This is a genomic window from Bacillus sp. IS1, from assembly GCF_032461585.1.
Lineage (GTDB): Bacteria > Bacillota > Bacilli > Bacillales > Bacillaceae > Bacillus > Bacillus velezensis.
Map to the genome: position 1 here is coordinate 1,312,908 of NZ_JAWCWR010000001.1, position 15,653 is coordinate 1,328,560.

Annotated in this window: 1 protein-coding gene; it reads right to left on the reverse strand. The window is 50.8% G+C overall.

Annotated elements, in window-relative coordinates:
* Complete coding sequence (locus tag RUW00_RS06360; protein WP_280145299.1) at positions 1-15,612, reverse strand: SDR family NAD(P)-dependent oxidoreductase; 15,612 nt, start codon at positions 15,610-15,612, stop codon at positions 1-3.
* Positions 15,613-15,653 lie beyond the last annotated feature (41 nt).

A 15,653-nucleotide genomic window follows, 5' to 3' on the forward strand; every position in this document is an offset into this window, starting at 1 on the left:
TCACACCTCGCTTATTTCAAACATTGCTTCTGTGCCCGCCTCATTTTCTTCCGCTTCGGACAACTGTGCTTTTTCAGGCCAATACCGCTGTTTCCGGTATACTGTCTGGCCGCCTTTCGGTTCCATGGCCGCTTTTCGCTCTTTCGGAATTCCTTCGTTGCTGACAATGATATGGGCGTTATTCCCGCCCAAACCGAACGCGCTGACCCCGGCCCTGAGTATCTCTTTTTTTCCGTTCCACCGCTTCAGCTCAAGCACAGGATAAAGCGGAGAATCATTAAATTGAAAGCGGGGGTTCGGTTTATGGCAATGCAAAGTCGGCGGCAGTTCTTCATTGGCAATCGCCAGCAATACTTTGATGATTCCCGCCGCGCCCGCCGCACTCAGCAAGTGGCCGATATTGCTTTTGACGCTTCCTACACCGCAAAATTGTTTTTCATCGGAATAAGCAGACAAGACATTGGTTAATCCTTTTAATTCAATCGGGTCGCCGATCAATGTACCGGTTCCGTGCATCTCTACGTATGTCATGGTGTCCGGCTCGATTTCCGCTGATTGAACCGCCTGCTCAATCAAGTCCTGCTGCGCCCGGGGATTCGGCGTCGTCACGCCCATTGTGCTGCCGTCATTATTTATCGCAGAGCCGTCAATAACGCCGTATATTTTATCTTCGTCTTCTATCGCTTTTTCGAGCGGCTTGAGCATCAGCACACCGCAGCCCTCTCCGATTCCTGTTCCGTCCGCATCGGCATCGAAAGATTTTGAACGGCCATTTGGCGATAAGATTCTCGCTGCACTCATTGTGAGAAAAGGTTTTTCATCAAGCAAAATGTCAACCCCGCCCGCAAAGGCCGCTTCCGCTTCTCCATTTTGAATAGCCTGTACGGCCAAATGAATTGCCGTAAGCGAACTGGAACAGGCCGTATCCACGACCAGGTTGGGTCCTGTAAAGTTATAAATGTGCGCCATGTGTGCGGTAATAAAGTTTTGCCCCGCGCCAATAATCGCGTCTTTTTGCAAATATTGAAATTTCTGATGAAACGCACCTGCCCTTGCACCGGCAAAAACGCCGATACGGCGGCCCCAGAGATCCTCTTTTTGATAACCGGCATCGGCTAAAGCTTCCGCGCTCACCTCGAGCCACTGCCTTTGCAGCGGGTCTATCATCGGTGCCAGCGTTTCTGAAATATTAAAATACTCCGGGTCAAATTGATCAATATCGTGAATAAAACCGCCCCATTTACTGATGCTTTTTCCTTCTTGATATTCACCCGGCTGATAGTGTTCCCCGGTGTCCCATCTGTCCGGCGGAACTTCAGTGACGGCATCCGTTCCGCTGCGGAGATTCTTCCAAAATTCTTTTATATCCCCCGCTTTCGGAAAATGGCAGGCCATGCCGATGATCGCAACCTTTCCCCGTTTCCCGGGCTTATCTGCCGTTTTTTTGCTCCGTTTCGGCGTCTTCTGCAAAGGGACCTTCTCCGCGGAAACTGCTGCATCTGCCGAAAAAGCTTCCGGACAATGTGCGGCTAAATAATCCGCGAGCTGTTCAATGGTAGGATGCTCCAGAAGGACAGTCGGATCAATTGAAACGGACGGCAGTTTTTGATCAATCTTTGTCAGCACTTGCGCCAGAAAGATAGAATCCATTCCGTATTCCTGAAAAGGCACATCGATATCCATATGCGTTTCATCGATACTCAGCTCTTTTGCCAAAAGCGACCTCAGCCAAGATTGAATATCAGTCCGGTTATGTCCCCGCTTTTTTGTTTCAGGAGGTTTGGAAGCTGCTTTCATTCCTTTATGGGCGGCTGGCTTAGCGTTTTCCAACGCTTTGATGTCCCAATCATGTTTCACTTGTGCCGGCAGCACGACAGCTCCGGGTTTTTCTCTTAAAATGTAATCAAGCATCTTGAGACCTTCTGCGTCAGAGTGCCGCAGCAATCCCGTTTGCTGATACATCCCGCTTTTTATATCCCTGCTCATGCCCGTCTCATCCCATGCCGGCCATTGTATGCTGATGATGCCGCTCTTATTGTTTTCTGCAAAATAGTCCATGTAAGAATTAGCCATCGCATAATCGCTCTGACCCGCCGCAAGAATCGGGACGGCTGCCGAGACAGATGAAAACAGGACGAAAAATGCCGGCGCACCATCCTTTACACTCTCATACAGACTGTGAAGGCCGTCTGCTTTCGGGGCGAGCACCCGCGCAATACTGTCTTTGGATTTGCGGAGAAAAGCAGGGTTTTCACGGTCTGCAATTCCCGCGCAATGCAGAATGCCTCCGACAGGTCCGAGCGTTGAGGTTACCTCTTTTATAAGCCGTCCGACGGCCTGCTTATCCGTCAGATCAACTGCTGAGACGCACACTTTTACGCCTTGTGATTCCAGCTGCCGGATAAGCTGTATTTTTTCCGAAACGACAGGGTCTGTTTGCTCAAGATCCCACTCGGTTTTCGACGGCAGCTCCTTTCTGCCTGTCAAAAGCAGTTTCTTCACACCGTACACTGAAACGAAATGCTTGGCGCATAAAGCGCCGAGACCGCGCGTTCCTCCGGTTATCATCAGGACGGCGTCTTTTGGAAACACAGTCCGGTCTGTTTGCACGGCTTCAGGTTCAACCTGATCAGTCTGCCGAAGAACATAGCTGAAGCGCATGCCCTCCCTATAGCAAACAGCAGACTCCGTTAAGTCTGATTCAATTTCTTGTCTAATAAAAGCGGCTGTCTGCTCCAGCGGCTCTTCAGGATCAATATCGGCGTGACAGGTGAGAATATGGCTGTATTCATGCCGCAGCATGCGATAAAGCCCCGCTTTTTCAATACCATGCATAACGGCAGCCTTATTTTTGAAGGATTCAAGCCCTTTTGTAAGATAAAGCATTTTCATGTTTTCTTGTCCGCGGCCGTATTCAATGAGCTGCTGCAGCGATGCCACCCAGCTGATGTCCTGCCGCTTTTGTCGAGAGCCGCAGCCGGTGAAGTCAATAAACCCGGAATAGACGGCCGCATTCGCATCCTGTAAGAAAGAGATGAGCTGATTTTCCTGCACAATGTCAGCATCATTCAGCTGTTTTTTCACCTCGGCGGCAAGGTCTTTTGTATCCTCGGAAACGATGAGCGCTATTTTGCTGAATGGCTCGGATGAAGACACTGCCTCGCAAGGCTCCCATGTTTTCTGCAATACTACTGTTTTTTGATTCGAAAGCGGCAGCTGCTCCCGTTTCGGCACCCAATAGCGGTCTGCTCTGAACGGATAGGAGGGCAGGCTGATGCGGCGCGGCTTACTGTCCGTATACAGCTGCTCCCAATCTGTGTCAAATCCGTTTGCCCAGAGCCGCAGCACTTTCTTGTATTTCTTTTTCTCAAGCCAGGCGCTGACGAGGTCAGCGGCGTCTTCATCGTCTGAGAACATGGAAATCGTGTTATTCTCGCGTTTTTTACGGCCGCTGATGATATCTTCGCTGTTTTTTTCCATCAGAAACGCGTTCAGTTTTTCAGTCAGTTCCTCTGCGGAGCCTGCAATGATTCCCAGCCTCGCTTCCATCGCATCCCGTCCGGTCTGCAGTGTGTATGCGGCATCTGCAAGATCGATATGGCGGGATGATCCGTTTTTGATAAAGTCGCGAAGGAGACGCGCTCTTTCTTTCAGCCGCTCTTCATTTTTAGCCGACAAAACAAAAAGAGATGACGCTTTCTCACGGGTTTCCTGCTGTTCCGTCTCACTTCTGCCCATGTATTCTTCAATAACGATATGCGCATTGACGCCTCCGAAACCGAATGAGCTTACACCCGCCCGGCGGGGCAGGACCCGGCCGTTTTCATCACGCAGCGCTTCCCACTCCTTTGTTTCTGTCACAATGTAAAACGGGCTGTCCTTCAATTTGATATGGGGATTGATGTTCTCGCAATGCAGACTTTTGGCGAGCGTCCGATGTTTCAGCTGCATCAATACTTTGATAACGCCCGCAATACCTGCCGCGAGCTCCAAATGTCCGATATTTGTCTTCACTGAGCCTATCCCGCAATATCCGCCCGGAGCCCCGTCTGTTTGGAAAGCTTTTTTCAATGCATTGATCTCAATCGGATCTCCGAGTGCCGTTCCTGTTCCGTGCGCTTCTATATAAGTGATGGTTGACGGGTGAATACCGGCTTTTTGATAAGCGCTTTTCAGCACATCCGTCTGAGCCTGCGGATTCGGCGCGGTAAGCGACGCTGAGCGTCCGCCGTGATTTTCCGCTGTACCGCGGATGAGGCCGTAGATGTGGTCCCTGTCACGCTCAGCCTCTGAAAGCTTTTTCAAGACAATCATGCCGGCACCTTCTCCTCTGACATAACCGTCAGCCTGATCAGAAAATGTTTTGCAGCGCCCGTCTTCACTGAGCATGCCTGCTTTTTGAAAGCCGATATGCCCTTCAGGCGTGACGATCGTGTTGACGCCCCCTGCGACCGCCATATCACAATCTCCCGTTTCAATGGCTTTTACCGCGCGGTGAATGGCGACTAAAGAGCTTGAACAAGCGGTTTCTACCGGCTCGCTCGGCCCGTGGATATCAAGAAAATAACTCATCCGGTTCGGCCCGACGGACGGCACGATTCCGGTCATCGTATACCCCTCGACAGGAAGACCCGCCTTATTGATTAAGGTTTGATATCCGCTTCCCAATGTGCCGGTGAAAATGCCGGTTTTTGTTCCGGCAATCCGTTTTGCTGAGTACCCCGCATCTTCAATGGCTTTCCACACATACATCATTAATAGACGCTGCTGAGGATCCATCATTTCAGCTTCTTTCGGAGATATCCCGAAAAACAGCGGGTCAAACCCGGCGATTCCATCTATAAAACCGCCCCATTTTATTGACGTTTTATTTGCATCCGCTGCCGGATCGCCGTAATATTCGCGCCAATCCCAGCGATCTCGTGGAATTTCTGTAATGCAATGCTCCCCTTTTTGTAAACGAGTCCAGAATTCATCTATGTCTTTCGCCTGCGGAAAAATACCGCTGATTCCGATAATGGCTATCGGTTCGGTTTTTTCTTCTGATTTTCCTTTTACGGATACGGGCGTTTCCCGCTTGACATGAACGGCCGCCGGAGCTTCAGCTTTTCTTATTCCGGCTTTTGGAGCGGTTTTTAAACTCTCTCTTTCTAAGCCGCTGAATGCTTCTTTCCATTCAGATATCAAATGGCCGCTCAGTTTGCGCAATGTCGGAAATTCAAAGAAGATAGTCGGGCTGAGCTCAAGCTGATAAGACCGATTTAATAGATTTGTAAATTCAGTGAAAATGATCGAATCAAATCCGTATTCCGTCAGTTCGCTGTCAGCCTCAATATCTTTCATGCTTACCTTTAAAAGATCTGATACATGCCGCTTTAGTTTCTCTTGCACCTGATCTTTCAGATCTCTTGCATCTGCCACTGCCGGAGCTTTTCCGGCGGCGCTTTGTTCTTCGCCCAGATCGAAAATATGGCTGCGAATCCGTTTTTCGTCGCCTTCTGCCACCATGACCTGGTGTTCTCCGGAGGCAAAAGCGGCGTAAAGCGCTTGGATGCCTGAGGCCGATCGCATGGCTTTCATTCCGGTCTGTTCGTACATCAGCCGTTCGGTCTCTTTGTCCACGCGCATACCGCCTTCTTCCCAAAGCGGCCAGTTGACGGACAGAGTCTGCCCGCTCCGCTTGTTGCCCCGCACGAGACGGTTCCGGCGGGCTGCATAAACATCCATAAATGCGTTGGCTGCCGCATAACCGGCCTGCCCCGGATTTCCCATGCCTCCCGCCAAGGAAGAAAACAGAATGAAAAAGTCCAGCCGCACATCTTTCGCTGCTTCATCAAGATTGATAAGCCCTTTCACCTTCGGCGCCATGACGGCCTTCCGTTCGTTTTCTGTCTGGTTCAGAATGTAGTTGTCAGCGATCACGCCTGCGCCGTGAATGATCCCGTCGAGTGTTCCGTGCTCCTCCTGTATGCCGCGGACGAGGGCGATGACCGCCGCCCTGTCTGTCACGTCAACCGGTTGATAAAATACACGGGCACCCGACGCTTCCAAGCGCCGTAAGCGGGCGGAGCGGTCTTCATCAAGCGCTTCCGCCCTCCCCGTTAATACGAGGACGGCGTTTTTGACGCGGGAGGCTATTTCTTCAGCGAAAATCAGTCCGATGCCGCCCGCTCCCCCGGTGAGGAGGTAAACCCCTTCGTCTTTCCACGGAACGGCGCCGCTTTGAGGGGCCGGCAGATGACGCCAGTTTCTGACGAGACGTTTGCCGTCTTCATAACGGATTTCCGCTTGTTCAGGGTGCGCCCGGTTTTCTTTCAGCTTGGCAAAAAGCGATGATGCTGACTCGTCCGGATCGGCTTGGATGACTTGGCCGTACAGCTTCGGATGTTCAAGGTGAGCCGTTTTCAGGAAAGCGGCCAGCCCTGCCAATACATTGTCTTCCCCCCTGTCGGGGACAAGAAGCTGGATCAGCGTTTTTTCCTTCTGTTTTTCTTTGATAAGACGCGTGACGATCGCTGACAGCTCCGCCGCGCAGGCGTCATAACGGTCTTCAATCGGACCTTCGCCGTCAGCCGCACATACGGCGCCGCTTATGTCCTCAGCGTTCATTCCGCCATACAGCGTCACGTATCTGAAAGACTCTTCTTGTCCGCCGCCTTCACTCGGCGGTGATTCCTGCCACTCCGGCTGAAGCAAGAGCAGTTTTTCCTCCGTGTCCTCTTCCAGAAAACGGGCGGTGAGCCCCGTCAATCGGACACATACCGCGCCGTTTTCATCACACAGCTCAATATGATAGGCGCCGTCCGCTGAGGAAAGCACCGCCCACATCGTCTCACGGCACGCAGAAAACACCTGCATATCCTGCAGGGCAAACGGCAGAAACGGCCGTCCGGACGCGGAACCGTCTGAGAGCACGAGACCGATAGAAGCCTGAAGGGCGGCGTCCAGCATGCTCGGATGCAGGATGAACGGCTCCTTTTCTTCGCGGGCGGACGGCGGAAGAGTGAGCTTCGCGAGCACTTCTCCGTTTCCGGCATAGACGGCGTCAAGCGCCTGATGAGACGGTCCGTAGGTGATGCCGAGGCTGTCGAACGCTTCATAGCACTCAGCCTTTGACATGCGCCGGCCGCCGCAGCACGCCTGAACCGCTTCCACATCGAGAACAGGAGCACGTTCCGTCTCTTCGAGCACGGCCTTTCCCTGGAAAAAGACAAGCGGCTCTTCCCCTTCGGCATACGCTTCAAAAGCGATGTCTCCGTTTTCTTCCGGCTGAAGCTTTACATGAAGCGTCACTCCTTCAGAAAGCGCCGTCACCGGCCGGAGCCAAACAATCTGTTTGAGCCGGACACCCGTTTTCCCGCCGGGCAAGTCTTCAGCGGCAAGTGTAACGGCGGCCCGGGCCATTTCTAAAGCAGCTGCGCCCGGAAGCACCGGTTTTCCATTGACGATATGATCGGCAAAAAACGGTTCATGCCCTGAAAAAACAGAAGTAAAACGCTGGGCGGTAAAGGTCGATGTATTCGCATGGAGCAGCGGGTGGAGCTTTTCACGTTCAGCTGAATTCCGGCTTTCAAGCTCTCTCTGAAGACGATCGGACGCCCAATACGTCTGCCTGGCAAACGGGTAGCCCGGCAGATTGCCGATTCGCGGCAAAGGTCCGCCATAAAGCAAGTCCCCTTCGATTTCATAACCTTGACAATAAAAATCTGCCAGCACGCATAACAGCTCCTGATATTTTCTATGGTCAGAATATGAGGCGCTGCACTTGCCGAGCACTTCTATTATGTGCTCCTGAATATGCTGACGGCCTGCAAAGTGCTGCGGTACTTTTCCCGAAAATACATAAGGATGATGTTCATTAAGCTTTGCCTGCTTCCATACATACACTGCGTCATCAGCATCTTGCACTACGATGGCGGCGCGATGGTTAAAGTGATGCCGTCCTTTTAACAACGTATAGCTGAGCTGGGCCAGATCATTTTCTTTCAGTCCGCCATTTTCCGCCCAAGTGATCATATCTTCGATTTTTTCCTGAAGGGCCTCCTCTGTTTTTGCAGACAAAGTCAGTAAATATGCAGGGGCATCACGATGAGGTGAAGCGCTGCGCTTATAGCTTTCCATAACGATATGGGCATTTGTTCCGCTCATCCCGAATGCGCTGACTGCCCCCATTCGGTTTTTACCCGGCAGAGAAGGCCACGGTTTACCCGTTTTATTCACATAAAAAGGACTCTTCTCCCAGTTGATATAGCGGTTTTCCCCGCTGCAATGCAGACTGGCGGGAATCATTTCACGGGAAAACGCCTGTAAAAGACTGATCAAACTGACAATGCCTGATGCGGCAAACGTGTGGCCGATATTGGTTTTAATTGATGTGAGCGCGCAAAAAGCTTCTTCGTTTGTATAGGCAGAAAATGCGTCATAAAGCGCGTTAATTTCCACCGGATCACCGAGTTTTGTACCTGTGCCGTGTGTGACGATATATTCGATATCTTCAGGGTTGATACGGCCCCGGTCATAAACGGAAGTAAGCAGCCGGGTCTGCGCAACGCCGCTCGGAGCGGTAATTCCGTTTGTTTTCCCATCATAATTGATGCCGCTCGCCCGAATCACCCCGTAAATCGGATCACCATCTTTTTCCGCCTCTCTCAGCGGCTTCAGAACAACCGCCGCGGCCGCTTCCCCCGGTACCATGCCGTCAGCCCTTTTATCAAACGCGAAGCATTTCCCGTTTTCCGACAGCATTCCGGCTTTATCTATCGTTTCAAAAAAGTCCGGGGTATTCATGATATTCACCCCGGCCGCAACAGCTGTTGTGCACTCTTTATTCTGCAGGCTTAATACCGCCTGATGGACAGAAACGAGCCCCGAAGAACATGCTGTATTTATCGCCATCACAGGACCGGATAAATTCAAGTGATAAGCCAGCCGCGCCGCCAAAATACCGTTATGATGAGACGTGACATTGCCTTTGTCCCGTGTTAAAAGGTGATAATCTCCTTCTTCCGCCCCCACAAACATACCGATCGTCTGCTGCCTGATGTGACTGGCGCCGTAGCCGGCGTCCTCAAGGGCCCTCCACGCTTCCTGAAGAAGCAGCCGCTGTTTCGGATCCATCGTTTCAGCTTCCCTCGGCGATATTTCAAAAAATAAAGGGTCGAATTCGTCCGCCCCCGGGACAGCGCCGAGTTTCCATTTTGAACTTGTGAAGCCTTTTTTTGCGACCGGTGCGACAACGTCCTTTTCCTGAAACAGAATGTCCCACAGCTCGTCCGCCGTGCGCGCCTGAGGAAATCGGCCGCTCATGCCGATAATGGCAATGGAATCAGCTGCCTGACTGCCCTCGGTTCCGGCATTCAGCTTATTTCTTCCCCTCTGCTTCTTTCGCTTTTCCGTTCCTGCCTTTTCAAAGACAGATTGATCTGCGGATTCAGGTTTCTTTTCTTCATAGACATGCTCCATGACGGACTTGTGTTCCGTCAGAAAATAGCGGACGACCTTCTCCAGTGTGGAATGTCCGAAAAACAGGGCCGGTGTCACTTCAATTCCGTAGTGAGCGGACAAAGAAGAGGCGAATTCCGCCAAACTGATAGAATCAAAGCCGAAATCAGCCAGATTGTCAGCGTCCGTCAGTCTGTTCTTGTCTATTTTCAAAAGCCCCGCCGCCAGTTCTTTCACATCCCAGCTTACGCATTCTTCCAGCGTGAAGCCTTTCATTTCACTCCGCCTTCCTGAAAACGGGACATTCCTGTTTACAGAACCCGAAATCGGCCGTTCGCCTTGATCTATCTGCAGGAAGCGTTTGGCCCTCGACGGAAAACCGGCCAGGACGAGATACTGGCTGGACGGCTGGACCAACAATGTTTCAAAAGCTTCGAGTCCTTCCTCTGTGTATAAATAACGCTGTCCGCTTGATTTTAAATACATATCGGTGCTTTCCGCCGTGCCGACATGCATTCCCCCTTCTTTCCAAAGCGGCCAATTGATTGCAAGTGACTTGCCGCTTCTGAGTCCGAGGCTCACAAGTTTATCCCGATGACGGACAAAAGCCATTTGGAAGCGGTTCCCCATCGCGTAGTCACAAGAACCGAAGTCTCCTAAAATCGCTGAAGAAGAAGAGAAACAACAGAAGAAGTCAAGCGGCTCCCGTGACAGAACCTGATCTAACACCGCGGTGCCGTCCGCTTTTGGCGATAAGACTTGCTGAAAGGTTTGCAGATCTTTCTCCAGAATGCTTTCAGTGCCTTGAAGACCTGCAGCGTGAATGACACCGTGAATCGGCCCGCATCCTTTCTCTTTCGCTTCTTGTAAACCTTTCTCCATCTGAGCCTGATCTGCGGCATCCGCCTGCACGTAAAACACCTTTGCGCCTGATTCTTCCAATCTCTTTATCTTGTTCAGCACCGGGCCGCCTGCCGCTGATCTCCCCGTCAAAATGAGCGTAACCGGTCCTTTTTCAGCAAAATATCCGGCAAATAACAAGCCTAATCCCCCGCATCCGCCGGTAATCAAGTACGTTTTCCCGCTTTTTATCACACGCTTCTCAACAGGGGCAATATCCGTCTGCTTCATTTCCATGACGTGACGGATTTCCCCACTGTACATGACACTGCGGAACGACTCGCTGTGAAGTTCTTCACATACGTTATGGATCAGTTTTTCTAACGGTCCTTTTTGTCCAAAATAAACCGCGGCCGTATCCGTCTCCGGCAAGATCAGTTTCAGCGACCGTTCCAGCCCGATCCATGACTCGGCGTAACTGATATCGGTATCGGTCCCGCACTGAGCGGAAAGAAGGATTCGCCTCGGTTTAGAACGCAAAGAAGCAGCTGCGCGGATCACATGATACAGAATGAAATAGTCTTTCACGGCCTTTGCATCTTCAAGCGGCCATCCATATAAAACGGCATCCGCTTTGCCTGCAGCCGTTTCAATATGCCGAAACGTTTCTTGATATGCTTGTCCGTCAGTGATTTTAATTTGATAATGCGTGTTTGAAAGCTTTTGAGTTTCCTCACCCTGTGAAATAAAAAACACGCCGGCTCCCGGATAAAGGGATTGTAAAGACTGATAAGCATGCTTTCTGGCAGCTTCTCCCGTAAGAAAACAGATGACCGTTTTCAGCTCTTCATGAATGGATTTCTTTAGAGGCTGCTGCGTCCATATTTCTTCAAATATCATCATCTCGGATTGTTCCTCTTGCCCGTGATCCTGCTGAGACGGCTGTCTCATGCTCACCCCTTTGATTTCTGCGCAGACAGTGCCGGTTTCGTCACAAAATTGAATGTTACAGCCGGTTTGATTCTTTTTATTAATATACATCCACATGCCGGATGAGCACGGACGCATGACGCGCAGTTCTTCAACCGCTTCAGGCACGATATGGACTGACGGCTCCGTTTTTGCCAGGACTTGAAAAGCTGCGTCCAGAAATTCCGGCGGCAGATGATATCCCGGATTACGGCCGCTTTCATCTGTGAGAGCAAGCTTCGCCCAAACCGCATTTTCTCCCGCATAAAGCTTTTCAACGGTGCGGAACTCCTTACTGATCGTTACACCTGATGTGCCTGGTGTTTCATAATCGAATGACAGCGGGCGGCAGTCTTTTTGTAAGGAGGCAATATCAAGCACGCGGGATGGCTGTATGTTCCCTTGCCCGATGATTCCATAATGATGCAGCTTCTCTTCGTCACTGTATATTTCATAACGGATGCCTTCCTCGTCTTCGGACAGAAGGGAGAGATTGACGCCCGCACCGTGATGTCCGCTGGTAATCGGGTCAGTCCATGCCGCTGTTCGGATCCATATCTCTTTTTCTTCAGAGCTGTCTGCCGCATGATGATAAGCTGCAAGCGCCATTTCTAAATAAACGGCTGCCGACAGAACCCGCTCCCCTCTCACATCGTGGAAAACGTGTTCCCGGCCTGTAAAAGATGTATGATAGCTTTGCTCCGCCAAGGTTGACGTATTTTCATGCAGGAAAGGATGCACATATTCAGTTGTTCCTGTTTTTTGTTCTGCCCGCTTCATCCAGTAGCTTTCTTTTGCAAATGGATAAGACGGCAGACTGATACGATGCGGCAGCGCGCCTTTATATAAAGATGCCCAATCGACGGGCGTCCCGTGAACCCAGGCATTCAAAAGACTGTCAAATTGACGTTTTTCCATCCAATCACTGACTGTGCCTTCCGTTTCTGTGCCAGCATCATCACCCCGACCTGTAAACACCCCGCTTACAGAACCAGCATTATTCAGAAAAGCAGTCAGCTTCTGTTCCAATTCAGAAACAGAGCCCGCTGTCATCGCCAGCCGTTCTTCCATCGGAACCCTGCCGACTTGAAGGGTAAATGCCGCGTCAAGCAGGTTCGCATCTGTAATTGTTCCGTTTCCGGCGGCATCCGACAGCAACAGAGCCCGCTCGCGCAAGCGGTCTTTATCTTTTGCCGATAAAACAAAAAGCGCCGGACGGCCGGTGTCTGCCGAAGTCATTTCAGCCGGTTCATACTCTTCTATCAGCAGGTGGGCATTTGCTCCGCCCGCTCCGAAAGAAGATGTACCCGCGATTCTCGGATATTCCCGTGTTACTCCTTCAGATTCTATGACCGGCCGTCTCCATTCCGCCGTTTCCTGCTGCACGATAAAAGGAGAAGTTTCAAAATCAATTTCCGGGTTCAGCTGCTTTGAATGCAGCGACGGCACCAGATATCCGTGTTTCATCTGAAGAAGAATTTTGGTGACAGCAGCAATGCCCGCCGCACTTTCCAGGTGTCCGATATTGGATTTAACAGAACCGATGGAACAAAATTGCTTTGCATCCGTATAGCGTCGGAAAGCCTTGGTTAACCCTGCGATTTCAATCGGATCTCCCAAGGAAGTGCCGGTGCCGTGGGCTTCCAGATAGCTGATCGCTCTCGGATCAATCCCTGCCCGCTCCATCGCCTCTGCGATCACTTCTCCTTGGGCATTCGGATTCGGAACGGTGAACCCGTTCGTTTTGCCGCCGGCGTTCAGAGCGCTTCCTTTAATGACACCGTATATATGATCATGATCTTCAACAGCCTTTTTCAACGGCTTTAACACGATACAGCCGACGCCCTCTCCGTCAACAAACCCGTCAGCCTTATCACCGAACGCTTTGCACGCGTTTGACGGTGACAGCATTCTCATAGAAGAAAGTCCGATATAATGAACCGGATCTGTAATCAGGTTTACGCCGCCGGCAATCGCGCATTCAGATGCACCTGTTCTGATGCTTTCTGCGGCGAGATGAATGGCGGTTAAGGATGAGGAGCATGCGGTATCGACCGCGATGCTCGGACCGTGAAAATCAAACACATAGGATACGCGGTTCGGGATAAAGTGGTAGTGGGCCCCTGTCGGATAGTTGCCGTTCATGACACCCGCAAAGACACCAACCTTTTTACCGGCGCATAGTGAATCAGGGGTATATCCGGCATCCTCAAGGGCTGCATAAGCGGTTTCCAGAAACAGTCTCTCCTGCGGGTCCATGCGCTCCGCTTCTTTCGGGGAGATTTTAAAAAACAGCGGATCAAATTTATCAATATCTGTTAAAAAGCCGCCCCACTTTGTATACATCCGGCCTTCCTTACCTTTTGTCTCATCATAGTAGTCCCGCCAATCCCAGCGGTCTTTCGGAATTTCGGTGATTCCGTGTTCACCGGTCTTTAACCGTTCCCAGAACTCATTAACATTTTCAGCTCCGGGATACCTCCCGGCAAGACCGACAATGGCCACTTCAAGGTGTTTTGACGGCGGTTCGGAAGCGGGCGGCGCTTTTTCAGAAAAAGATGCCGCTTGGCGCTTCGTCAATCCGGCGCTTTTTTTGCGGCTTTGCTTTTTCTGTAATGTGTGCGGCGCCTTTTCGGCTTCTTTATTTGTCTTGAAAATCCCAGCCATATCATCCTGTCTTGAGCTGACGAGATATTCCGCTAATCCGCCGATTGTCGGATACTCGAAGAACAAAGTGCTGCTGATATCAGGGACGTCTTCCCGCACGCGGTTGGTCAGCTGTACGATTAAGATGGAATCGATTCCGTATTCTTCAAGGGGCGTATGGGCTTGAACGTCCTCAATCGGCATCTTTAAGATGGCGCTGACGATCTGTTTCAGATACTCTGTGCTTTTTTCAAGCAAAGAGCCGGATGATACCGCTTCAGTATGAGGGACTTCTTCAGAAAATTGCGCATGCAGTTCGCGCTCCTTCGTTTCAGCCAAGTATGCGGCAAGCTCTTCTATCGTCCGGTATTCAAAAAACAGCGTGCTGCTGATATCAGGGACGAGATCCCGCAGCTCATTCGTCAGCTGAACGATCAGAATAGAGTCAATGCCGTATTCATCCAGAGGAGCCAGCGGATTTATCTCTTCTGCCGGCATTTTTAATACGTTTGCCGCAGCCTTTATCAGAAAAGCCGCTGTCTTTTCCGAAAGCCCCTCTCCCGCTTGTTTGATGGGGAGCTGACGATCAGAGGATGTTTGCGGTACGTTTGATTGGCGCTTTTGCGCGGTGTAAGCTTCCCTGCTCTGCCTGATGACTCCGTTGCTTTTCGCCGTGATAATCTGCTGGGTGTGCAGACGTTCGTTTTCAGCCGGAAATTGAACGGAATGAAAGCCTTCAGCCATTAAAACGGATTTCCATGTTTCCGGATAAAGACCGGGGCACCCCGGAATCCGCAGCGCCTCGTCTTCGTACAGCCACCAGCCCTCTAATAAGCCGAATGTAACATGTGTAAACGGCGTATGCCCGCCCAGTTCATTAACGAGCAGCAAACCGTCCTTTTTCAATACGGCTTTTGCCGTCCGTAATGTTTTCCGGATATTTTTGGTGGCATGCAGCACGTTTGCGGCAATAGCGATATCGTAGGTTCTCAGATGTAATCCCTGGCCCGCCGCAGGCTGCTCCACATTAAACAGCTGATACGTCAAATACGGATTGTCCGCGCCGTATTCCTTTTCGGCATGCATTAAAAAAGCTTTTGACAAGTCGGTATAACAGTATTCCTGAATATGGTTTTGATAGGGGCGGAGCTTTTTAAACAGTGTGCTGCTCGTTCCGCCGGTGCCCGCTCCGATCTCCAGCAGACGGATGTTTGCCTCAGGATTGTTTTTAATTACATTTTCCACATAAATACACGCTTCATTTGCCAGCACATCGTTGTAATAATCAGCGAGAATATTATGCTTATAGATTCCTTCAACAAGCTCCATTGAGGAATCGGGAAACATCACGTCAGTGGCTTTTATTTTGCCTGTTAAAATGTCAGGCAAAGCTTGAATGACGGTATCCGCCAGCAGTGCCTGCGCTTTCATATCCGGATCTTTCAGCCATTCGTTTTTCTTCTTATGCCACTCTTCCCAAACCGCGGCCGTTTCACCGCTTTTAAAATCGCTGTCTAAAAGACGGATACTTTCTTCCAGCCAGCGCTCATATAAAGGCAGACAGGAAGCCGCCGGCGCTTCGCCGGTCAGACTCATTGAACGCAGCGTCACCCGCAGCACTTGCAGCAAAAGCCGATTCAATTCTTTCATTTGATTGCTTATTTCTGTTCTTAAGGATAACTGTGTACGGTCTTTTTGTTTGTCTCCCTTACCCAAAACCTTATCCTCCTAAGAAAATTAAATTTGCTCCGTCATTT